Genomic DNA, 24,529 nt, shown 5'->3' with positions numbered 1-24,529 from the left:
TAAATAGTTCTTCGCCCTAGTCTTCGATATTCCATAACATGAAGAAAAGCCAGTTCAACTGAAATGGCTTTTTTCTTTTTCGCTACTCTTCGAAAGGATCACGATTTTGTTCTATTAATTGGAAACAGATATGACCGAAATGCTGGCATGCTTAGCCTCGATTCACCGTAGAAGACAGAATGTCCACAATTGTATATGGATTGTAAACACAAGTATATCGAAGAAACGAATGCCCCTACTTATAATAAAATTGCAGCAGGAGTTGAGCATGGAGGGTCATGCGGTAAGCTGGAGTAAAATTCGAGCTAATAAACAACGGGGGGATCTTAGTGCGTTTACGGTATAGGAATATTTTTTTAGTGTTTTTTGTTATCGCTTTCATCTTAGTTGCCGTTTCATCGGAGAAGTCCAAAGCCGCAACAGGGAACTTGGCTTTAGGAAAGACGGCTTATTCGTCGTCGAACGAAGTAGACTTTTTCGGACCTGAGAAAGCGGTCGACGGCGGCAATCGGGATGCAAGCCGCTGGTCTTCAGAAAGAACGGATAACCAGTGGTTTTACGTTGATCTGGGCGAGCCTGTAGAAATCGGAAGAGTCGTCATCAACTGGCAGACTCCCGCGGAACAATATCAAGTTCTCGTGTCTGACGATGCGGTAACCTGGAGGAACGTATTCGCGGACAACCGCGTGCTCGTCGCCCGCGGACCAGTCGAGGATACGATCGATTTCGAGCCGACACTGGCGCAATACGTCAAGTTTCAAGGAGTAACGAGACGTCCAATTGAGGGTATCTATTACGGATACTCCTTCTGGGAATTCGAGGTATACAAAGGCAAACCGCTGTTGCCGCCTATGATGGACGCGGTCAAACACAGCATCGTCGTCTCCGAAGGAGACACTCAGTTGAATCTGCCCGCTGTACCGGAGGGTTATACGCTGTCGTTGATGAACACAGACAGCTTGCCGGTTATCGATGCGCAGGGCACTATCCAAGCGCCGCTAGTCGATACTCAGGTTCAGCTGCTGCTGCAAATCCAAAGCGACAGCGATCCGACATATCTCTTAACGGATAATGCGCTAGTCACAGTGCCTGGTCTCTTCAAGCAGACGGGTGATCGGAACCCGGAGCCGCGTGTCATTCCTTCTTTGCGTGAGTGGCTGGGCGCAACAGGCGAGTTCCGCTTGACGGACAAGACGAAAATCGTCATTCGTGCGGAGGATGAGGTGGCTCTGCAGGGAACGGCAGACATTTTGCAGCAGGACTTGCTTGAATTAACGAAGCTGCCGCTGACAGTAACGGTTGGCTCACCTCAAGCAGGGGACATCTTCTTGTTGCTGGATGCTGCGCAAGCACGGTTGGGGACTGAGGGGTATGAACTGAATATAGGTGAATATGCTTCCGTTGCTGGTTCCGAACAGAAGGGCGTCATGTTCGGTACGAGAACGATCTTGCAGCTGCTTGGCCACGCTGCCGATCATAAGACGATGCCCAAGGGGCAATCGCGCGATTATCCGAAATACGCGGATCGAGGCTTCATGCTCGATGTGAGCCGCAAGTTTTATACGATCGAATTTTTGCGGGACTATGTCAAACTGATGTCCTACTATAAGATGAACCGGTTCCAGATTCACCTGAACGATGATGTCGGCGATGTCGGCTACTTCCGTCTGGAGAGCGAGAAATTCCCGGGAGTGACGAGCAAGGACGGCTTCTATACGAAGCAGCAATTCAGAGATCTGCAGCTGCTTGGGATGGAATACGGCGTGAACGTCGTGCCGGAAATCGATACGCCGGGCCATTCCGGCGCGTTCATCGCTTACGACCCTAGGTTGGGCAGCAACAATCAGCTCGATATCAATCGTCCAGAGACGCTCGACTTCATTAAAGAACTCTTTGACGAGTATCTCGACGGCAGCAATCCGACCTTCGTCGGCCCGGACGTGCACGTCGGCACGGATGAATATTTCGGCAACGACAAAGAGGCGTTCCGCAGATACACGGATATGCTGCTTAATCACATTAACAGCAAAGGCAAGCGCGCTCGTCTGTGGGGCAGTCTATCGGCATACGACGGCACAACGCCAGTCAGCAACAATGCGACGATGGACATCTGGTATGAGCCGTACGGAAGCGTCCTGCAGGCCATTGAGCTTGGCTACGACGTTGTCAATACTAACACGAACTTGCTCTATGTCGTTCCGCAGTTGTACCGCAACTATTTGAATTACGATTTCATTTACAACGAATGGGAGCCTAACGATTGGCTGGAGACGAAGCTTCCTTATGCGCATCCGCAAGTAAAAGGCGGCATGTTCGCGCTCTGGAACGACGTGTCCGTAGAGAAGGGCGTCTCCATGGCGGACTCGCATCAGCGGATCTTGCCTTCCATGCAAGTGTTGGCGGAGAAGCTGTGGAGAGGCAACCGCATCGATCGGAACTTTGCTAGCTTCCAGGCGGATGCTGCAAATTACGTGGACCCGCCGGGTGTTCATCAGTCGCACAAGCTTCAAGTCCACAATGAGCGTAATATCGTGCTCGATTATACTTTCGACGAAGGCTTCGCGGATCGTTCTGGCAATGGCTTTGACGGGAACGCGGTGAATGCAGGCACGGAGAAGGGAATCTTCGGGCAAGCAGTGAGGCTCGAAGGCGGAGCCAGTTATGTGGAAACGCCGCTTCGCACGCTCGGTTTCGGCTGGACGATGTCCATGTGGATCAAACCGGACGCTGACAACCCGCAAGGAGCTGTGCTGCTGGAATCTCCGGACGGACAGCTGAAATACAACATTGGGGGCAGCGGCAAACTGGCCATCACGAAAGAAAATTACGTCAGCGAATTCAATTATAAGCTGCCGACCGATCGATGGACCCATGTCATTATGATCGGCGACGACACGGGGACCTCCATCTTCATTAACGGCAGTGAGTATACGGCTACTCTCAAAGACGGCTCCAAGCTGGAAACGTTCGTATTGCCAGTAGCCAAAATTGGCAGTGAAACGAATGCTTTTAAAGGCCTGATTGATGAACTCATCGTAAGGAACACCTACGTGGACCTGCATGGAAATCTGGCTTTGCATAAGCAAGCCGAATCCTCGCAGCCGGAATCCACGTCCTACACGGCGGACAAAGCGGTGGACGGCAGAGGGGACACCAGATGGTCCAGCGATTGGGTGGACGATACCTGGTTCATGGTGGATCTGGGTGAAGTGAAGAACATTGATGCTGTATCTATTTTGTGGCAAACGGCTTACGGCTCGAAGTACCGCATTCTCGTGTCCGAGGACAAGGAGAACTGGACGAACGTTGTGAAAGACAACAACGGCGAGATTAACGGCAAGCCGGGACGCGTCGTGACTACCTTCCAAAGCACGCCAGCCAGATACGTGAAGTTCGAAGGCGTGTCCAGAGCTACCATGTTCGGCTATTCCTTTGAGGAATTTGAAGTGTACGGCGAGGAATATAAGCTCGGTAATCTACGGCCGATTATCGATCTGTTGACGGCTATCGAGGCCGACAAGCTCGTGGAGGACAATTACTCACCTGAGGGCTGGGCACAGCTTCAGCAAGCGATTGGGCAAGCGACTACGGCAGTTCAAACCGCCCAGCTGTCTCGTCCTGAGGCCGAGCAGGCGTATGCAGGGCTGAGCGTTGCGCGCGATCGTCTAACGATCGAAGATGTAATGGGGCTGATCAAGCTTAATGTGAATGAAAGCATCGCCGCGAATCTCTATCTTCCGCAGAAAGGACAGCTCGGCACACGTATCGTCTGGAGCAGCTCGAAGCCCGACTATCTGAATGCCAACGGACAGTTGTTGCAACGTCCGTCAGACAGCGACATGGAGGTCGTGCTGACCGCGACGATCAGCAAGGGAGCTGCATCCGCGGAGAAAACGTTCAAGATCAAAATCAAAGCGTTGCCTAGCTCCGGTGGCGGAGGATGGGTTCCGACTCCAGTAATTCCAGATCCGGAAGAAGGCCAAAACGGTGGATCGACAACGGTTCGGCTGAACGATATTGTTAGCCATTGGGCAGAAGCGTCCATCAAACGGGCGGTTGAGCTTGGATTCGTAGCGGGCTATACCGACGAGACGTTCAAGCCGAATAAGACGGTCAGCAGAGACGAATTCGTCGTCATGCTGGTTAAAGCGTTGAAGCTGCAAGGTGCGAACCGTTCGCTGGACTTCGCGGACGCAGGTTCGATTCAAACCTGGGCGAAGCCTTATATCGCGCAAGCCTTGGAATCCGGCCTGATTAGCGGCTATGCGGATGGGACATTCCGACCGAAGGCTTCGATTAGCCGAGCAGAACTGGCAGCGATGATCGTTCGCGGCTTGGGCTTGAAGACTGCGGAAGGGCATGAGCTCTCTTATGCGGATGCGGATCAAATCCCGGCTTGGGCGAAGCCGTACGTGGCAGCAGCCCAAGAGGCGGGAGTAATGAAAGGTCGCGGGGATAACCGGTTTGCTCCGTTCGCCTCGGCGACGCGTGCTGAAGCTGTGGTCGTCATTCTGAACATGCTCGATGTGCTTGCAGAATTGCAAGCCCAGGAGCAGAACTAATTATGCATAGAAAGAGAGCGTGAGCTTAGGTGAAAACTAGACGAAGTTTGACTGCTTTGTTGCTTGTTCCGTTCATGCTGTTCTCGTTGATATCCTCCGTGTATGCGGAGGAGGCGGGCGGAGAAAACGCCGACTTCTACAATGTGGCTCAAGGGAAAACGTACACTTGGTCGGAACAGCCGGAGGACGCTTTCCCGGATGACGGGACGAAGCTGACGGACGGCAATGCTGCCGATCTATCGCGTAACAGCGGCAACTGGGTGGGCCACCGCAACATGAAATCCCGATCGGTTGTATTTGATCTAGGCGAGCAAAAGACAATCCAGGAGGTGAACGCTCGTTTCCTGCACGATTGGCCGAACAATGAAACGCTCGTACCGCTCACCGTTTCATTCTACGTGTCGGACGATGAGGTGAACTGGGGCGTATTGTCCCATAATGCGACCAAATTGTTATGGGGCGATCAGACCGACATCGAGACGTTTACGTGGGACGGCAGCGCAGAGACTGGAGCCGTCAAGCGTGGCGATTATACCGAAGGACTCGTGTACGCTCGGTATGTGAAAGTGGTGTTCTCCATGCATCCAAGGGCATGGAGTATGATCGACGAGGTGACGATTATCGGCGCGGACGGCTTGATCGTCGGAGCGGAGCCGGTGCAGCCTGAGCCTTACGGTCTCCAGCAGTCTGGGGATGCTACTGGCGGGATTCAGAATCTGGGCTTGCTGTATAACGGGCATTACCCGGACGGCAAAGGAACTTGGACAAAGGAACGGGTTATCCCAAATATCAGCTATGTGAACAAGCAAGGGGAGCCTGTTGATTGGTTGTTCGACGGCGTGCTGTATCTGGGTTTGACGTCGGAGAACGGCAGAGGCTTCGGAGCGACGGAAGCGTCCGGCAAAGCCAGAAAAGAGGAATGGGAATGGTATTTGAATAAAACGTTTAACGCCGGCGGGGATATGAGCGCGTTGAACGAGGCGACGGTCGAGGTAGGCGCGAAGCTTGGAGAGCCTGACCGTAAGACGAAGGTTGTGCTGATGATTCCCGATCCGGGCGAATATCAGTCCGATTTCGGCAGCATTAACGGTGAAAATCTGAACTTCAATCTAAGTGTGGTCGGTAATGTCGCATCGCTGGACAACCGGGCCAAAGCGATTCAGTGGTGGACCGATGAAGTCAAGTCCAGATGGTCGGCTGCGGGCTACTCGAACCTGGAGCTCGTCGGCATGTATTGGCTGGAGGAACAAATCAGCACGCATTCGACTGGCCCGGAGATGGTCAAGAAAGCGAGCGACATCGTTCATAACGCTGGCCTGAAGATGTTCTGGATTCCTCATTTTATGGCCTATAAGGCATTCATGTGGAAGGATGTCGGCATTGATGCCATCTCTCTGCAGCCGAACTATTTCTTCGAGAAACTGGAGCCTTCGCGTCTGGAAGATACAGCGGATATGGCGAAAAGGTACGGTATGTCGCTGGAGCTGGAGTTCGATGACCGGATGATCAACGACGCCGTCTTCCGCGAGAGGTTCATCGATTACTTGAACAGCGGCGTGGATACAGGGCTGATGCAGCAAGGGTATAAAGCTTACTATCAAGGCAACAACGCCGTTTACAACGCGGCGAAAAGCGCGGAGCCAGCTACTCGCGTCCTCTACGATTGGCTATATCAATTCGTGAAAGGCACTTATCAGAAGCAAGACACCGCTCCGCCTGATGTTGTAGCGCTCATGAACGGGGAGCCGATCTCGGAGCATACGATCGTGCCTGATACGACACAGGCCGCTTTCACCTGGACTATCAAGGGAGATGACGGCAGCGGGATCGTTAAAGTAACGGCCAAGTATGACGGCAAGCCTTATACGGAAGGAACTGTTATAGATCTGATGGGCAAGCCGGGCAAGCATGTGCTGGAGCTGACGGTGGCGGCCGCCAAATCCAAGACGGTTAAATTCGTAATAGAAGCACGTTTGGGCGCTGAAGGTCTATTGGCTCTTGTTGATAAATACGCGGACAACAAGCAGCTTAGCAATGCCGAAACGGTCCGCGCTATGCGCAACGTCCTGATCATGATGGAGCGTACACAAGAGAGCGATCCTGAGCAAGCCATAGGCTATTTGCTGGCATTCAATGCGAAGCTGGAAGGTGCTAAAGGCCTTGAATTTGTAACGGAAGGCGCTTATACGGCGCTGAAGGAAGGCGTGTATTACGAGATCGGCAGCATCGCGCAAGACAAAGAAGCAGAGGCATCCTCGATGGAAGCCGCAGGTCTGGAGCCTTCGAAAGCGCTGGATGGCGCACCTAGCACGCGCTGGGCGAGCGAAGTGCGCGATACGGCTTGGTTCCAGATCGATCTGGACAGCAAGCAAACCTTCAATACGATCCGCATCGATTGGGAATATGCGCGCGCGGACCAATACCGTCTGAGCGTCTCGGATGATAAGCAGACGTGGGAGCCTTTGAAAGTCGGCAACAATGGCGTGGTTAAAGCGTCCGACGGCAAGAATACGCTGGTATTCCCGGCAACGACGGCAAGATACATCAAGTTTGAGGGACTGAATCGGGCAACGTTCTACGGTTATTCTTTCTATGAATTCGGCGTGTACGATCTTGTCCAGCAGCAAGAGCTGAAGACATTGGACGGCATACAAGCCGCAGTGGACGCCTCCACGAAGAAAGTCACGATCGACGGGTTGGTCATGAACGGCAAGAAAGAACATTTGTATGTCAAAGTGCTTGACCCAAAAGGCAACATTCAATATACCGGTCAGACGGGCACTGAGGATGACGGAAGCTTCCGCATCGCCTTTACGTTGACCGGAGAAGAGCAAGGACTGTATACGGTCGAGCTTGAAACGGATGGCATGACGACTCCAGAGCAGGCCGCCTTCGAATATCGCAAGCCGCCTTCCGATGGCGGAGGCAATGGAGGCAGCATTGGAAGCGGTCCGGCGCAAGATCCGTATACGTTGCAAGCGGACGGTTCTGTCAAAGCTGTGCTTGTCCCGACATTGAAAGGCAATCAGGCTGCGGCTTCGGTCGGAGCAGCGGATCTGAATGCCGCGATTCTCAAGGCAACAGCCGACAGCAACGGCAACAAGCATATTCGTCTTGAATTGAAGCCGTCGAACGCGGCTGGCAGCTATGCTTTGGAGCTTCTGGCAGCTAATCTGACGAACCAGTCTAATCTGATTCTGCATATCTCCATGCCGTATGCCCAGCTTGCTTTGACTGGCGACATGCTGGCTGGAGTCAAGGTGAATGCCGGAAAGTTGCTCGTTATCGTAAGCGACCATGCAGGCGAGTATCGCGGCAACGAAGCGGCTGGCCGGATCGGTAACAGGCCAATCGTGGAAATTGCATTGCAACTGGATGGTGAAGCTCTGTCTTGGAACAATGCGAAAGCACCGATTTCCATTGCGATTCCATATTCGCTTCAAGCGGGAGAGCAAGCAGCTGATCTGCAAGCTTTTAAGCTGACGGGCAACAGCGCGTCGGCAATTGATGGCGCGTCTTATGACAAAGACAAGGGCGTACTGCGATTCTCCATCGACCAAGTCGGCGTCTATACTGTCGGCGGCAAGAAACCGGCTTCGTTCACTGACCTTGGCAAGCATGAATGGGCGCGCGAGGCGATCGAGAAGCTGGCCGAAAGAGGCATCGTCAAAGGCACCTCGATCGAAAATGGCACTTTCAGCCCCGCAAATCAAGTAACGCGAGCTGATCTTATCCTGATGCTGGTGAACATGCTTGCCCTGCGCGCCGAGATTACCCCGACGTTCGCCGATGTGAAGCCGAATGATTATTACTACGATGCGGTGTCCATCGCCAAGCAATTGGGAATCGTTTCGGGAGTGAACGAAGTTAACTTTGGTCCTCGTGACTCAATCAGCCGCCAGGACACTATGGTTATGCTGACCCGAGCGCTGCAAACGACGGGGGCAATCAAGCCGTCCGCATCCGGTTCAACACTTGAGGGCTTCCGTGATGCGAGCCAGATTGCGCCATATGCTGCGGACAGCGTGGCAACGATGCTCGAGCATGGGCTGGTTACGGGCTCCAACGGCTATATGAAGCCGAAGAGTACGACCAGCAGAGCGGAAGCAGCGACGTTCTTGTATCGCGTTCTTCAATTAATCGAGGGGCAGCAGCAGGAGTAGACGCGGGAACAATTGATTTAAGCACATTCCGATTAGCGCGGTAACGCGCCCGGGATGTGCTTTTTTGACGATACAGAATAAACTTCCTGAATGGACAGATGAAGCCGGTAAGCCGTCCCGATGCGCCCTTCCGCGACAAGCCACTCGGCGGCAAGCTAAGCGAAGTCGTAGCTGCTAGGCTCCACCAATAAAATAGAAAACCACGTCCTCTGGACGTGGTTTTCTATTTTATTGGTGGTTAGCCTAGTCCATTAGCATGTTTCCTTCAAGCGGGCACCCTATGCTTTAAGGTCCGCTACAATCTCGGCATACTTCTTTTCAGATAGATCATAGAACGAAATGATAACTATACTGAGCACAATCCCCATTGCCGGAATGATTGACATCATCAAATTTATCCCAGTCAAAGCAGTATCCGATTGCGTCACGTTCGGTGAATAATCAAAGAGAGTTAATCCATATCCCGCCACGGCTCCGGCAATCGCTGTACCTATCTTTCCATTGAACGTGCCTACAGCCGTAACAATACTTTCTGATCTCTTCCCTGTTTTCCACTGGGCATATTCGATCGTATCCGCTTGCATGGAAGCGGCAAGAACGATACTAAAACCAACGCCGAACATACTGATTGCATTCATTGCAAACAAGAACAAGATTTGATCCGATTGTCCGAAGAAAAACAATACATTTGCGGTTATACAGATTATGCCACCAGCAATAAACGTTTTCTTCTTACCAAATTTAGCGGATATTCTCGGCATGATTCCTATTGCAAGAAGCATAAACAACATACTGCTCAACGAAAAAGCAGTAAAGAGCCCTTCATTCCCGAGATTGTATCTTACATAATATAGGGTAACCGTCTGCTTCAATATCAATGAGGTCCCGGTAAATAAACCAGCAAGAGTAAGGATGAGCAGAGGTTTGTTTTTCAACACAACATTCAGACTTGCCTTTAGCGATTCATGCTCGGGTTTGACTTCATAAATATGTTCTTTCGTATTACGGAACAAGATGATGGTGAACAAAATACAGAGAGCAGCAAATATAACAGCCGTCCAAAAGTATCCCTTACTGGCATTCCCATTCCCAATAGCATTTATTATAGGTAGAGAAGCGCCACCAGCGACTACACCACCGATAATGCCAAGTATCTTCGCTATAGCAATTACTTTGGTGCGTTCTATGGGATCACTCGTCATGGCAGGCGCCAGTGACCAGAAAGGAACGTCGAACAAGGCATATGCCGTATTCCACAGCGCATACGTAATGATTACATAGGTAATTTTCATAGCAGGACTAAAATCTGGTGCATATAAACACAGAACGGTCAATATCGAGACTAGAATTCCTCCCGCTAAAATAAAAGGTCTGAATTTACCCCAACGCGTGTGAATTCGATCAACGATCACAGCAATGACCGGATCCAGTAATGCATCCCAAATTCTTACTAAGAGAAATAAGGTACCAACAAACACCGCGCTAATTCCAAGTACATCGGTATAAAATACCATGAGTAAAAATGTCATTAGTCCATAAACTAAGTTTTGTCCCATGGCCCCTACACCGTAGGACCATTTCTCTTTCGCACTCACTTGATGCATGACACTCTCTCCCTATTTTTAAATGGACTTTAACTCTTTAAGCTTCATCTCGTATTGTTTTTTGAGAGTGTTAAATTGTTGTATGCTTCGATCCATGCCGCCAATCCGATTTCTTTTCAACCATACGGCAATGTAACGGCCGCTGAATGTTGTAATTGAATCAATCAATCTAGTAACTCTTTCTTGGCTCCATTTCTCACTCTCGTTTTGCTCCAGCAAAATAAACTCAAAGAGGTCAATACCATGCTGAAGAAGACGAATCGTAAGTGAGAACTCTTCACGAATTAGCTGATTATCCGCGCACTTCATATCACTTTCTTTAAGCTTGTTCTCCATTTCACCCAGAAAATACCTCATCTCTTCATATTGGTAATTCCTCATAAAATCAATAGTCTCATTTTTAGGTAATTTAGCCATTGAATAGACAATTGTCTCGAAGAGAGAATTTAGTTTATGATTTAGCACTTCGCTTGAACTCAATCCGCCCATTGGAGACAATAGAATGAACGTGCCCGTCATATTCAGCATCGGGAAATTCTCGTATAGGTAGTAGTTCCCAAGCTCAAATACAAAGCTACCCATAACCTTGTTAGCATCTTCAAAAACGAATTGGTTTAAATAGTTCGCAGTATCTGCTTCAGCCGTTGCGATAGAATCTACATTCCAACTCAAGCTAGCGCTATAAACGTAACTTGCATAGCTGATGGGAGTGTACTGCCAATGTCCCATATCCCCCCAGTCGGTCACAATGAGGCCTTTTGCATCGTATTTTTTGCCGTTAATCGCAGCATCAGCAATATTGCCGAGCATGTTATCCGTCCGGCCTGCAATAGAACTCCAACTGCTTGTGCCTGGGCAGACCATATAAGGCTGACCGAATTCCATCAACGTCTTGCAGTTAATCTCGAAAGAATTGACATTTTCATACATCCAATCCAACACAACGCAATCTTTAGGCAGATCTGTGATCATTTCAGGATGCTTGAGAATAGTATCCCCCCAGAAAAGAGGCTTCTTCCCATGTTTTTGTACGATTTGTATGACTTTATTCAGAAATTCCAGGTAAAGATCGCAGGTATTTGATTCCGTATCTGCTTCACGGCTTTTACCTTTTCCCAGCTCAAACGGTTCATCAAAGTTGATATTAACAAACGGTGAAGAATAATTCGGAAGCAGCTCATTAAGCATGTTCTCGACTAATTCCAGCGACTTGGGATCTTTGACGTTCAAGGTAGAAGCCGGAAATGTGAGGCCAGGTCCAAGCTCGAAGCCATCCGGGCATTCGGCCATTTCATTGAACCGCCCTTTATCAAGCCATTGTGTCATATGCCCCAAACAGTTCTGATTCGGAACGAAATCAATAAACTGTTCAGCGGCGTATCGATCCAATGCTTGAATTTCAGCTGCTGTCAGTGGCGTTTCGTCTGGGAAGAAACTTTTGTAGCGCTTGTACTCGAAGCAGTAGCCTTCCATATAAAGCTGCAGGTGATTCATTTTGAGATCGGCCATCAGATCGATAAGCTTATACAGAGAATGCATGGAGGGGATTTTGTCTCGCCCAATATCCAGCATCAAGCCTCTTACTTTCAAATCCGGCACATCCTCAATCTTCACATAAGGTATCGCTGCCCCACACTGATTGTAAATCTGCTTCAAAGTAGTCAGCGCATAGCTCAGGCCAGCCAGATCCGCATATTGAATCGCAACACCTGTCTCTTGAACCGAAAGGTAATATCCTTGCTCATCGATCGTATCATTATATACAAATGAAAATGCTGCCTCGTGTTCTTGATTCTGGTCTACTACTGCGCATGACTTTCCTGCGATTTCGAGTAACCGATGCTTAATCATAGCCTCGCTCTTTTCAGGCAACGGAGATGAACGGAGTCGAACGAACAACTGATCCGGTTTCAGCCATTGCCCCGATTCTGGAACTACATGCTGAGGTACGGGAAACAGGAATAAACTATAAGTGTTTACCAAATTTGAAACCCCTTTCATTTTTAGATAAAACAAAGTATACTATCATCGAAATGATAACTTGGATAATTTATTTGAGTTTTAGATAAAAATATTGGGGTGTTTAAGAATGATTGAAAAAAATCAAATAGATATCCGTTTGTTAGAGGAAAAAGCTAGTAGCTTTCATTTGATTTCCGGGGAAGGCATTACAGGTGTGGACCTGGAGCTTAATATCTATTTCTCTTACATGGATTCCAAGACATCATCCAAACTTGACGACCAGAGGGCACTCACAGATCTCTTGGCATGGATAAAGAATAACCAGAATGAAATGCTGGAGACAAATCACTCCTATATTTTATTTCTTTCATCCTATTCATGGATGTTTTATGTCCAACTGTTAAAAAATACTGGCCAATATATCATCTTAGGTCCAATTCAAGAACTCCCAGGTACGGAGAAAACTCAACATTTGATTCGGTTATGCTCCTGGCTGTTTCAATCGAATGATACATTTTCCATGCCTCAGCCAACAACATATACGATTCCATATGAAAGGGAGCTTCCTGCATCGCCCGATGTGTCCCTTCTCCAGATTTACTATGAGCAGGAATTTATCCACTTTCCTCTGGAGAAAGGCATGTATTTGAAAGCAAAAATGTTAGCGGGAGATATCAAGGCTATTCAGGACTTTTTCGATTCGTATAAGAATATTAAATCTGAACTTGTCTACGACCATATTGAGCTTGCTAAAGGCGACTTAGTCCGATCGACTAAAAATCATTTTATTGCTCTTTGCGCGGTCGCATCTACTATCGCCATGGAAGCTGGAACCGATGATGAATACGCTAGAACGATCGCCGATAAGTACATCCTTCAAGTTGAGAATATGCATTCAAGGGTCGAGATTATTAAACTAATAAGAGAGGTGTTTTTGAAGTTTACAGCCATAATTAATGAATATTCTAATCCTAATTATTCAGCTCTGGTCAAAAGCACGATTCAATATATGAATACTCACTTCTTTGAAAAAATTACTTTGAATGAAGTAGCAACAAAACTAGAAAAAAACCCTTCTTATATATCGGATAAAGTGAATAAAGAAACCGGGCAGTCGTTCAATGCAAATCTAAATCAAATACGGATCAAGGAGAGCAAGCAATTATTGACTCAGACACAAAAATCCGTTAATGATATTGCGATCGCAGTAGGGTTTGAATATCAGAATTATTTTGCTAAAGTGTTTAAGAAAATAGTCGGGGTCACGCCTGTCCAATATCGTAATAAAAGGTCGATAGGCGTAGAGGTTCCGGAAGCTTCATCAATGAAAAGCAAGTAACTAATATGTTTGAAATAATGAAACGTCTTTCGCAATCAAACCAAGAACTTCTGGGTTAAATATGAATACGTACAAACTTGCGTCGAAACCAATTGGCCTACGAACATGCGCTGAACATCTCCCATGACCAGACCCTACAAGATAGACGAGTAAATGAGGCTTTTATCGTTTGAAATTCAAGCAAGAAGGAGTATGGGCAATTAAGCTCAAATTTGCGAAATCATTATTCGACTGTCAGATGTAAAGCGCAGTGCAGCGAAAAATGCGCTCAGGCCGTCTAATAGGTGGAGGTGATGATTCAGTGATGCCGGCCGGCTCGAATAACAAGGAAAATTTCGCGAAAGATCCCACTCAAGCTCTAGAGCAGCTGATGGAAAGCTTTGGCTCGACGATCATGCGCACCGCTTATTTTTATACCGGGGATCGGCATTTTGCCGAGGATATCAGTCAGGAGGTATTTCTTCGCGCTTATCGCAACTGGAACTCGTTTCGTGGAGATAGCGCGGTTAAAACCTGGTTGACGACGATCGCTATCAACGTTTGCCGGGACAAGATGGGCGTGCGGATGTTTACGGAACAGCCGACCGATCCCAGCCTGATGGAGCGGGGATGGATATTCAACGTAGAAGAAGAAGCGCTTAAAAGATTGCAGAAAAGCGAGATATTGCGCCATATGCTGCGTCTGCCTCTGCCGTATCAGGAGGCTTTGTATTTATATTATTATCTGGACTTGGACACACGGGAAATTGCGAAAGCGACGTCGTCGCCCGAGGGTACCGTGAGAAACAGACTGCACCGGGCGCGCGAGGCATTGGCTCGGGAAATGCGCAAGGAGGAGACAACCGATGACGGACATGGAGCGTAATTTACGTCAACAATTGCAAAAGGAGTCGGATGATATGTTGTTTTCTAAAATGGAATTGAGCGATAGTATTAAACAGAAGATCAGGAAACAAGCCGCCGCGGAAGCGAGAGGCCGCCGCCGATTCGTTCTTCCGAAAGCCTGGCTTGCAGGAGCGGCAGCGCTGGTCGCGGCAGTTGTCATAGTGGCGGGATTGCCGATGCTGCAAGAGCCCGCCGCAGTCCCGACGCCAACGGATAATTCGTCGGAAATCGTACCGCCAGGAAACGGAGGAGCCACAGGCTCGGAGTTGTCCCAATTGATTACAACTCCATTAGGAACGGCGGAGGCAGCGAAAGCAGCTTTCGGTTCCGGTGTGCTTGTTCCTCAAGTCGCCCCGGAAGGCTTCAAGCTGGCAGAGATCGTCGGCGTGGGAATGAAGGACGAACCGCTTAGAGATTTAAACTTCACATACGGCTCGGGTGATAAGACGGTGACGTTCAGCGCGAGCCGCATGCCGGCGGCGTTCCCGACGGACCAGTTCACACAGACCAAAGTGGGCGGAGCGGACGGCTTAATTTTCGAGCAAGCCGAGTTCACGGAGCTGTTCTGGGTTGTTGACGGCATTCATTATGGCGTGTCCGGTCCGATTTCGGGCGACGAGGCCATGAAGGTAGCCGAATCGGTGGAGCCTTAATGAGTTGATGCGTGTATATCGTGAATGAATGGAACGCCACACCAGCCGAATGTTAAATAACTTGGGGTAGCGTAATATCCTCATACGGGAGATCACATCATTAGCATCGATGAGGTCAGGGGTGAGAATCCCCCTAGGCTCCTCCAAACAATTAATTCAAACCACTTCATCTGAAGTGGTTTTTTTGGTGAAGCCTACTTGCTTCAGAAGATTACTGGAGGAATTGAAATTTAGGATTGGAATCAAGATTGAATTCAATCTACTTAAATTAATATTGCCCCCGTAAAGGATAAGACTACCTCATTGGAACTTTATTGCAACACTCGTATGATAAGATAAGTCCCCAATATACAAATCGTGTTCATGGAACTTATTACAAGGTTAAAAGAAGTAGTGAGATTACGTTATTTGCACGTACGCTTATCGCTCTTTGAATCTTGTTATTTTTTTGAGCTCGTGAAAACGCTAACATCGGGTCAATTGTGGACGGGGGCGCATTTACAAGACTGGACATATGGAATAGTAGAGGTGATGCGGCAGCTAGCATAAAAGCGGGAAAGTGTTGTCAGGCCATACATGAGGGGTTCATATCGGGTGTAAAGGATCACTTTTTTTGTGCACTACATAAAATCATAGAAAGTTTTGAATTTAGTATTTAAGTGAAGAAGTTTTAAAGAGTTATGGGATCTCTTCAAAACCTAAAAATAGGATATATGGAGGAAATTTGAGAATGAAAAAAAGACGATTATTAGCATCATTACTTGTGACAGCGATGCTATTTACTTTGTTTTCTCCGCTTATGGCAGTCAGCGCGGCATGGGGAGATGACGTATCTCTTTTGACCGTAAATGCAGGTGCAGATGGTAATACGGCGACAAACGCCGATGCGCCGGACGGACAGAAAGCGTGGAGTTTAAACACCGGAACCTCAAAGGGCGGGGGGCCTTGGGATAACCTCTTCACGCCGAGCGTGGCGCCTCTAAAAGATGTATCCGCTTATAAAGACGGATACTTCGTTTTCGAGATGTATATTCCAAATGCGAGCTTTAAAAATATGCTAGGCAATAACTGGCTCGTCATCGTAAGCGACAGTAATCCCGCTGCGGATAAGTTCAACGCCGATTCTCGTCTCCAGCTTGATTTGAGCGGAGTCACAAATGCTACAGTGGGCACATGGGCGACGGTCTATACGAAGTTATCTTCGTCAAGTGCCGTAGCCGGGAATTTTAATGACGCGTGGTTAGACAAAGTAACCAGACTGGCCATGCATCTGCAATGGGATACGAGTGTCCCTAGCACTGACGTTTTCATAAAAAACCCTCGTTTCCAGAAAAGTACGTTAGGCGTTCCGGTTTCACCGTCAACGGCTCCCGCACTTGATGTAGCAACAAAAACAGTAACTGCGAACGCACCGGCTAGCGGGCAAGCTGTGGAATTCGCAATAAGCGAAGATGGGATCGCTCCCGCAGCCGGCTGGGTGGATGGAAGCAAAAACGATAATGTTTATTCTCATCAATTTGCGACATTGCCTTCAGCGCAGACCTATTATGTATTTGCGCGGGCGAAAGCAGACAACAGTTACAACTTCATCGGCGCATCTTCAAGAATTACTGTAACGTCTATTGACGAACAAACATTGGTAAATGAGGCGGCGGCGTCTCTGACATGGGATGCGATTAAAGGCAGTAATACTTCGAATAACGATGTAAAATCACAACTCAGTCTTCCGACAACAATAGGGACAACTAACGTAGCATGGGCTTCGGACAATGCGGCAATAAGCAGTACCGGAGGCGTAAATCGTTTATTGAATAGGGAAGTAGACAAAACCGTCGTACTCACGGCGACAATAACCAAGGGTAATGCAAGTGCTACACAAACGTTTACCCTGACGGTGAGAGCTGTGCCGGCGGAGGTTAACGCCCGGGCTGCGACGTATTTTCCTAATATAGAAGAGGGAACGAGCAGCGCTAATGCGCCGGACGGAAATAACGCGGTTAAGTTGGGTGCTGGAAAAATAGGCGCTGGCGTTGAACGGCTTTGGGATGCCCGCTTTGTTAGCAGCAGCGGCAATCAGGATTTATCAGCTTATGCGAATCAATATTTTGTTTTTGATATGTATGTTACACATTCGGACCTTTTAAAGCTCAATGGAAATAACTGGATCGCCATGGCAAGTGGCGGTAACAATCTTGACACCAATTCGCGTCTTAACCTTAATGTTAACGAAATCAAAAACGGAAAGGTTAATGAATGGATTACGGTTTATGCGCAATTATCAGCAGCCAATTCTCCGAATGGTTTCAATCCCGTTAATTTGGACACGGTACAGGCGGGGAGATTGCAAATGCAATGGTCATCCGTGCCCCAAGGCGACATCTATATCAAGAACCCGCGTTTTCAGAATACCGTGGATTCGCCGAAACCTATTCCTACAGCTGTTGAGACAACGGGCAACGTTACGTTATCTTCAGCAGCGCCAACAAACGGTCAGGCTGTGCAGTTTGCAATCAACACCACTGGTAACGCTCCTGCGGTCGGCGATTGGACGACGGGTACTCTGGGTACAGGCGTTTATACTGCGGCATTTACAAAACCAACAGGCAACATCTATTATACATTCGCACGCACGGCTCAAAATACGCAATATCCTTTCGCAGGAACGCATACAAGAGTTAAAGTGGAGCATCTTGACGACAATCAAGCAATATCGGACGCAGCAAATAAGCTGACATGGGACACGATTAGGAATTCGAATGTTATTCAATCCGAAGTAAGAACGGGGTTGACTCTTAAGACAACGGGTGCGAACGATACGGCTATAGAATGGTCGGCTGAACCTGCTGGTATCATAAATACCGCAACTGGCAGTGTAACTCGCGACCCTGACGTAGGAAAAGCCGTAACCCTTACGGCGAAAATAACAAAAGGCAATGCAGCACCTGTTCATAAAACTTTCAATTTGACAGTAGCCAGTACGTCTAACGAACTTGCTGAAGTGTTCATTGACTTCAACGAGCCTGAATCATTTGATGCCGTTGATACCATTGGAAGCGGTTTCGGCGACGGTGGAGATCCGGCCGGACCGTACAAAGGACTACAAGGCAAAGGCATAGGCATCAGCCTTATTGGAGACGGCGGTACCGCAGTGGATGTAGTCACTCAAAGCGGCGTAAACGCTGTGAAGATCGGCAACTTTATGTACGTCATTGTAGACGACCTTAAGCTTAAGCAAGCAAACAAGGTCGAATTAGCGGTCACCTACTGGAGACCGAGCGCCGCGGGCGGTATTTCGTTGCAGTATAACACTATATATCCCGGCAGCTTCTCTGGATTTGAAGCGTATAGATCAGCGAGCCTTCCGGCGACAGGAAGCGGAAACACTTGGGTGACTTCAAAGGGTGTGCTTAACGGAGCTAATTTTGCGATAGGAGCACAAAATCAAGGTGCGCACTTCCGGATCGGTGCAGCCGGAGCAATCATACAGAGCATACGAATAACCGAAATTCCTCCAACGGATGAAGAAGCGGTAAAACTTGTTTCGGACGCGCTGACTTGGGACGCGATCAAGGGTACGAATACCAGACAGGATCTGGTTGAAACCAATTTGAATCTTGCTAAGGCGGGTTCAGCGAGTACGAACATTGTGTGGGCATCTACCAATAACACGGTGATCAACAGCAACACCGGCGCAGTAGTTCGTCAAGGAATGAACACATCCGTAACACTCACGGCGACAGTAAGCAAAGGAACGGCAACACCCGTTGTTAAAACATTTAATATCGTCGTTCGCGGAACAGGGACCGGAACCGACGAGGAAGCGGTAAACGATATGTTGAATAAACTGACATGGAATTTAATCAAAGGCGTGAATGCTTCTGAGACAAATGTGACGACGAACTTAGTTCTCCCGTCCATGGGTGAAAATATGACGGATATTACATGGACGACATCCGCTGCTACCCTTATAACCACTGCAGGCGTGATACCGACAAACCGTCCGGACGGCGGAGGCGAGGTAACGCTCACGGCGACGGTAAAAAGAGGTCCGGTAGCCGCTCCTGTAACCCAGACTAAAACTTTTGTGCTCACAGTTCCGGATCGATATGATTACGCAAAACACATGAGAGCGGCAATCGTTCAGGAACACGACGCGAAAGATTGGGCGATATCGGACTTTAACGTACTCGCTTTCGGTGCGAAAACAGCAGAGATGGCAGAAGCGGAAGGCTTAGTTGATTTCGATAACAGAGAGGCTTTCCAGGCGGCGATTGATGCGGCTTATAATGACGGCGGCGGCGTAGTCTATATTCCGGCGGGAACCTTTGCGTTCTACACGGAAACTACCGGCACAATAAGCGTTCAAAGCACGACAGGCAGTACAACCTACGAATATAAACAGGTTTTAAATTTGCGGGCAGGCGTACAGCTCCGTGGCGAATGGGATAATCCGGATGCGGACGATTACGATGGTAAAATTGGTGGAACCATTCTCGCGGTCTATGCCGGACATAACTCCGCCAATTATGACACGTATGTTGACTCTGACGAGAGAGAAAATCAGACTGGCGGCAAAAAAGTAGCTAACGTGTCCGATAGATTCATAGACATGGAACAAGGCACAGGTGTAACGAACCTTTCCGTATGGTATCCGAATCAAGATATAAATGCTACTACCACTGTTGAAAAGAGGAACGCAGATGGTCAGAAGACAGGGGAATTTGAGGATATAAAAGGAATTCCGTATCCGTGGACGTTCTATCAGAGAACCGGAAACAGCGTGACGCTTGATAACGTTACTCTTGTAAACGCGTGGGGAGGATTCATTTCCTTGCCGAGCGAAATGCATTATGTTGTGAACAGCAATATGACGGCTCTCTACAAGGGCATCGTGGTTCACACCTGTACAGATATCGGACGTATCGAGAACGTTGACATTGATCCGAAATACTGGGCAAATTCAGGTCTTGACGGCGCACCGTCTCTTGCGGATGCGAGAGCGTACACAAGAGCGAACGCTACCGGATTCATGATGCACCGATCAGATTGGGAATATGTCTCGGGATTAAATATTTCCGGGTATAAGACGGGGATGTGGATCGGAAGAGAACCTGGCGGCGACGAAGCACCGAACGCACAGTTCTACGGATTGAAAATCGAAGACAGTCAAACGGGTATATACATTGACAACGTTAACGGTTTCGGTCTGCTGCTCTCGAACTCGGAATTCGGAGGCGACACAGCAGTATATTTCAACGAACGTTTCGACACTTCTGTTCAATTCAACGGAGTTGCATTTAAAGGTCCGATTGTAAGCAACGCCAGAGGCGGAGTTATATCCTTTGAGGATAGCACGTTCGATGAATATGACAATTATGCGCTGAACTTCCTGGGCCGAGGAAGCGCATTAGTCAGTCAGAGCAATTTCAAACAGGCAGACAAACATGCACATTTTGGAGCAAACTTCGGAACATTCAAATCGGTAAATTCAGGTTATAACCTTAACATCGAGAGCGCTGACCTTGCCGCTCACATCGATAACCTTGAACTTGACGTTAAGGCTGACGGTAATAACACCGCGGTACAAATCGTTAATGATGTTGATTATCTATTTGAACCTATTCCGAAGGACGTAAAAACAGATATTGACGTACATCCGAGACCGACATCAAGCGCAGTGCTTAGACTTGACTTCCCACGCTCGTTAACCGGCAACGCACCGAACGTGGATATTTCTGCAAAATTGCAGGAAGCTCTCGACTATATTAAAGCTAATCACGGCGGCGGCACGATCTATTTACCTGGTGGAAGATATAGACTGAATAATCCCGTCATCGTTCCCGAGGGTGTTGAACTCAGAGGAACATGGGACGTGCAGCACCATACTCAAGGCGGCGGCACGGCGATCTTTACTGCGTACACCGGCGGGGCTGAGGGAGAAAACGGTAATTCCCTCATACAGCTTAAGGCAAACGCAGGACTCAGAGGACTTAACATTGCGCAAACGAATATAACCAGCGTCAATCTCGACAACCCTAACCTAACGCTAAAAACTCCGTTTTTGGTACAGGGACAAGGCGCAGGCGTATATGCAATCAACTTAACGATCCCAATAGGGGATAAAGGAATAGATCTGGCTTCCTACAAAACAGATGGTCACTATGTAGACTATTTAGGAGGCACGCTCCTCAGAGCAGGCATTTGGGTCGGAGGAGGCGCGGAAGGCGGATTTATTAGAAATATGCAATTCAATCCGCATTACGCTTTGAGACTTCCGGGAGGCCAAGGATATTCGGCCCCTACCGGCGATTTGTACGGATTCGTACAAAGATACATGAGTGCGCTCAAATTCGCTGATGTGGAGGACCAGACGATTTTCAACAATTTCGTTTTTGGTTCGGTATACGGCATACACTTCCTGAAAAGAGACCTGGGGAACGGAGAATTCGCATACCCTGGAAAAATGACGATGATTGGTCACGGTTCGGATGGAACCACATACGCACTCTATGTGGAAGACGCTGACGAACACACCAAAATAATCGCGATCAACTCAGAATTGGTGAATACGAACATCACGACGGAGCCGAATAGAGCGTATGTCAGAATGGGAGATGCAGCTAATACCGCGAAAATCCACCAAGACGCTGAACTTGTCCTGTACAACAGCGCGTTCTGGGGAAGCCCGACCGTAGCGGGAGCGATCGTAAATAACGGTGTCGTTCGCTTACAGCAAGCAAACTTTACTCAGCTGCCCGGCAACAATCCGGGTATTGATGTCCACGGCGGTAAGGCGCATGTATACACTTCTTACTTCCAGCCATCCAAGAACGGCCAGAATAATAATGTGTATGCCATGCTGCGCGAGAGCGGCACATCGGTAGAACTTAGCAACAATTTTTACGCGTCCGGTTTGAGAAACAGTACTCCAGCAGACAATCCGTACGGCATTTACGGCTCGGATTTATTGGCGGAACCGTTTGTATTTAACCTAACCAAAAACGGAGATAAACAACAATTCAACGTTAAGTATAATGTCGGAGGAAGAGCCTCTGCACCCGGAACATTAACAATTGTTTCCCCGGCTGCTTATGCTAAAGATTTCACTCCCATTACATTTAACGCGCTTGCGGCAGGCGAATCCGTAACCGTAGATTTACCGTATTATGCTGCAGGTCTGATCACATTCAAGCTTCAACTCGATGACGGAAAAGCATACACTTATACGGCAAAATTTGACGCAGCATACGCTGAAAAGGTAAGTTCTGCAGTCGCAGAAAATCCGGCAAAGAGTGCTGCAACGCCGGCATTTGTAATGGACACCAAAGATTATGTCACTTCAGGGACGTGGGAAGGTCCGCAAGACCTCAGCGTTGGATCGCATTTCGCATGGGACGACAGCAATTTATACGCATACATTGTCGTTACAGACGACGTGCACTTCAATAGCCAAACTGGAGGAAATATATGGAGAGAGGATAATTTGCAGTTAGGCATTGATTTACGCAATCCCGCAACCAACAGTACTACGCGGAATGAATTGGGGTTCGCGCTCACCAATGACAACAAAGATGTAATATGGGCTTGGACTCGTCCCACAGGCGCCAATGCACCGACTGCTCCGATAACTGATATCGCAGCAAAAATTACGAGAGATGAAGATACGAAAACGACGATTTACGATTTAAAGATTCCGTTTAATACCGTTCATAATAATCCTGCATCGGAGCTTACGAACGGAAGAATCGGAATATCAATCATGCTCAATGAATCTGACAGCTCGCGTGAATCAGACAGCACCAGATCCACCTTTGAAGTTGAAAGTGGACAATTAAAAAATTCAAGTTCATTTACAGATGTATTTCTGTTAGGCGCAGGGAAATACAATGAAATGCTTGAAGCATCGGCAAGTGCTGCCGTTTCAAAGGCTCTCGCGTCTGGATCAGCTGCCGATAACGCTATAGCTCGCAACTTTGTTACGATTATGGCAGACGGCGAAGTTAAGACGAATCTTCTTAACAAAATCAAACCTATCGTTCAGGATAGCGAAATCAGCAAAGCTGCTGCTGAATTTGATCTGAACCCTAGCAAGCAGCAAGAAATTGCAATAAAGCTGGAGCTTAAAGGGAATACACTGACAGCTATAAAGAACGGCAGTACACAGCTGCAGACTGGAACTGATTATGTTGTGAATAGTGATCAGATCACGTTTACGACGGCTTACTTGGCGAAATTACAAAAAGGTACTGCGAAGCTAACGTTTGAGTTTAGCGCAGGCCAGCCGCAGGTGTTGACGATTACAATAGTTGATACAACGCCTGACACCAACAACGGCGGTAACAATGGCGGCAACAACGGAGGCAACAACGGTAGTAACAATGGCGGCAATAACGGAGGCAACACCGGCGGAAATCAAGAGAACCAGATTGAATTGAAGGATATTGCCGGACACTGGGCAGAAGCTGCGATTCGTAAAGCAGTGACTAAAGGTTTTGTAGTTGGCTACAAGGATCAAACCTTCAAGCCAAATGCGTCGGTAACCCGTGCGGAATTTGCAGTGATGTTATCCCGTGCATTGACTGTACAAAGTGATGGAAAGCAGCATGCCTTTAATGATGAAGCTGACATTGCTCCATGGGCAAAGGAAGCGCTTGAGCAGGCTGTATCAGCGGGGATTTTAAGCGGCTATGCGGATGGAACGCTGCGTCCAAATAGCGGTTTGACGCGCGCTGAGCTCGCGGTTATGATTGCTCGCTCGTTGAAGCTGGAAGACCAAAAGGACAAAGCAGCAAACTTTACTGACAATGCTAAATTGCCAGAGTGGGCAAAGGGCGCGATTGGCGCAGTAGCTGCAAAAGGGATTATGCAGGGCAAGGAAGGCGGCAAGTTTGACTTCAATGCCGTGGCTACCAGAGCGGAAGTAATTACAATTCTGCTCCGTATTTTGGAGCTGGATGAGAATTAAAAAGATCAGTCAGCATAATTATTGCCAGCGGATCGTAGAGTCTTAATCAGTGAGGATGTCAGCGGCGATTAGCCAAGGCTGACATCCTTTTTATTTGCCTTTCAAAAAGAGGGTTTGGTCTGCAGTTGCTGAAGTTATAAATCGGAGATTAGGATGAATGAAGAAACCATTTAATTATGATTAAATGGAACAAAAGAAATGAAGTTTAAGCACAGCGACCAAAATGTATGAATAGCGCGTAACCTTGGATTTGTCATACGTTTATAAAAAGAGAAAATTCGACTAACTCCGAATATATTTACATTTACATTGCCAAATTCCTCTTATACGATGAAAGGAATTCGTATAAAATCAATCCCTCTATTTAAATTCAATCTACAGCTAAGAGAATGCTTC

The 24,529-nt window shown here is 48.1% G+C and carries 8 protein-coding genes; 6 read left to right on the top strand and 2 right to left on the bottom strand.

Annotated features, from left to right (window positions below; genetic code table 11):
* Positions 1–329: 329 nt before the first annotated feature.
* Both AC0VYE_RS24105 and AC0VYE_RS24100 read left to right on the top strand, forming a co-directional pair.
* Positions 330–4,562 (top strand): S-layer homology domain-containing protein, encoded by a 4,233-nt coding sequence (locus AC0VYE_RS24105; RefSeq protein WP_475443131.1) that lies wholly within the window; start codon positions 330–332, stop codon positions 4,560–4,562.
* A 29-nt stretch (positions 4,563–4,591) separates the two neighbouring features.
* Positions 4,592–8,725 carry a DUF4855 domain-containing protein gene (locus AC0VYE_RS24100; protein ID WP_475443130.1) on the top strand — a complete coding sequence of 1,378 codons (4,134 nt, stop codon included), beginning with the start codon at positions 4,592–4,594 and terminating at the stop codon, positions 8,723–8,725.
* Between the two features lie 278 nt (positions 8,726–9,003).
* On the opposite strand, the gene AC0VYE_RS24095 is transcribed toward AC0VYE_RS24100, so the two are convergent.
* Both AC0VYE_RS24095 and AC0VYE_RS24090 read right to left on the bottom strand, forming a co-directional pair.
* The gene (locus AC0VYE_RS24095; RefSeq protein WP_475443129.1) at positions 9,004–10,329 is read right to left on the bottom strand and encodes an MFS transporter; all 1,326 of its coding nucleotides are present in this window, start codon (positions 10,327–10,329) and stop codon (positions 9,004–9,006) included.
* 18 nt (positions 10,330–10,347) lie between these two features.
* Positions 10,348–12,312 carry a beta-N-acetylhexosaminidase gene (locus tag AC0VYE_RS24090; RefSeq protein WP_076270441.1) on the bottom strand — a complete coding sequence of 655 codons (1,965 nt, stop codon included), beginning with the start codon at positions 12,310–12,312 and terminating at the stop codon, positions 10,348–10,350.
* 106 nt (positions 12,313–12,418) lie between these two features.
* Between AC0VYE_RS24090 and AC0VYE_RS24085 the strand changes: the two genes are divergently transcribed.
* From AC0VYE_RS24085 to AC0VYE_RS24070, 4 genes are all read left to right on the top strand, one after another.
* Positions 12,419–13,630 carry a helix-turn-helix domain-containing protein gene (locus tag AC0VYE_RS24085; RefSeq protein ID WP_076270442.1) on the top strand — a complete coding sequence of 404 codons (1,212 nt, stop codon included), beginning with the start codon at positions 12,419–12,421 and terminating at the stop codon, positions 13,628–13,630.
* Positions 13,631–13,934: 304 nt separating this feature from the next.
* Entirely contained in the window at positions 13,935–14,495 is a 561-nt protein-coding gene (locus AC0VYE_RS24080) for an RNA polymerase sigma factor (protein ID WP_475449720.1), read from the top strand.
* Positions 14,485–15,168, top strand: a complete 684-nt coding sequence (locus tag AC0VYE_RS24075; RefSeq protein WP_475443128.1) for a DUF4367 domain-containing protein — start codon at positions 14,485–14,487, stop codon at positions 15,166–15,168. Before AC0VYE_RS24080 ends, AC0VYE_RS24075 begins: the two co-directional genes overlap by 11 nt.
* 730 nt (positions 15,169–15,898) lie before the next feature.
* Positions 15,899–24,133 (top strand): immunoglobulin-like domain-containing protein, encoded by an 8,235-nt coding sequence (locus tag AC0VYE_RS24070; protein WP_475443127.1) that lies wholly within the window; start codon positions 15,899–15,901, stop codon positions 24,131–24,133.
* Positions 24,134–24,529 lie beyond the last annotated feature (396 nt).

The sequence above is a fragment of the Pristimantibacillus sp. Z349TD_6 genome (assembly GCF_056173205.1).
This window is presented reverse-complemented; position numbering and strand designations above follow the sequence as displayed.

What these genes read in the sequence shown, in the direction of transcription:
- AC0VYE_RS24095 (WP_475443129.1), bottom strand. Translation starts at nt 10,329, where the DNA reads ATGCATCAAGTGAGTGCGAAAGAGAAATGGTCCTACGGTGTAGGGGCC.
- AC0VYE_RS24085 (WP_076270442.1), top strand. Translation starts at nt 12,419, where the DNA reads ATGATTGAAAAAAATCAAATAGATATCCGTTTGTTAGAGGAAAAAGCT.
- AC0VYE_RS24080 (WP_475449720.1), top strand. Translation starts at nt 13,935, where the DNA reads ATGCCGGCCGGCTCGAATAACAAGGAAAATTTCGCGAAAGATCCCACT.
- AC0VYE_RS24075 (WP_475443128.1), top strand. Translation starts at nt 14,485, where the DNA reads ATGGAGCGTAATTTACGTCAACAATTGCAAAAGGAGTCGGATGATATG.
- AC0VYE_RS24070 (WP_475443127.1), top strand. Translation starts at nt 15,899, where the DNA reads ATGAAAAAAAGACGATTATTAGCATCATTACTTGTGACAGCGATGCTA.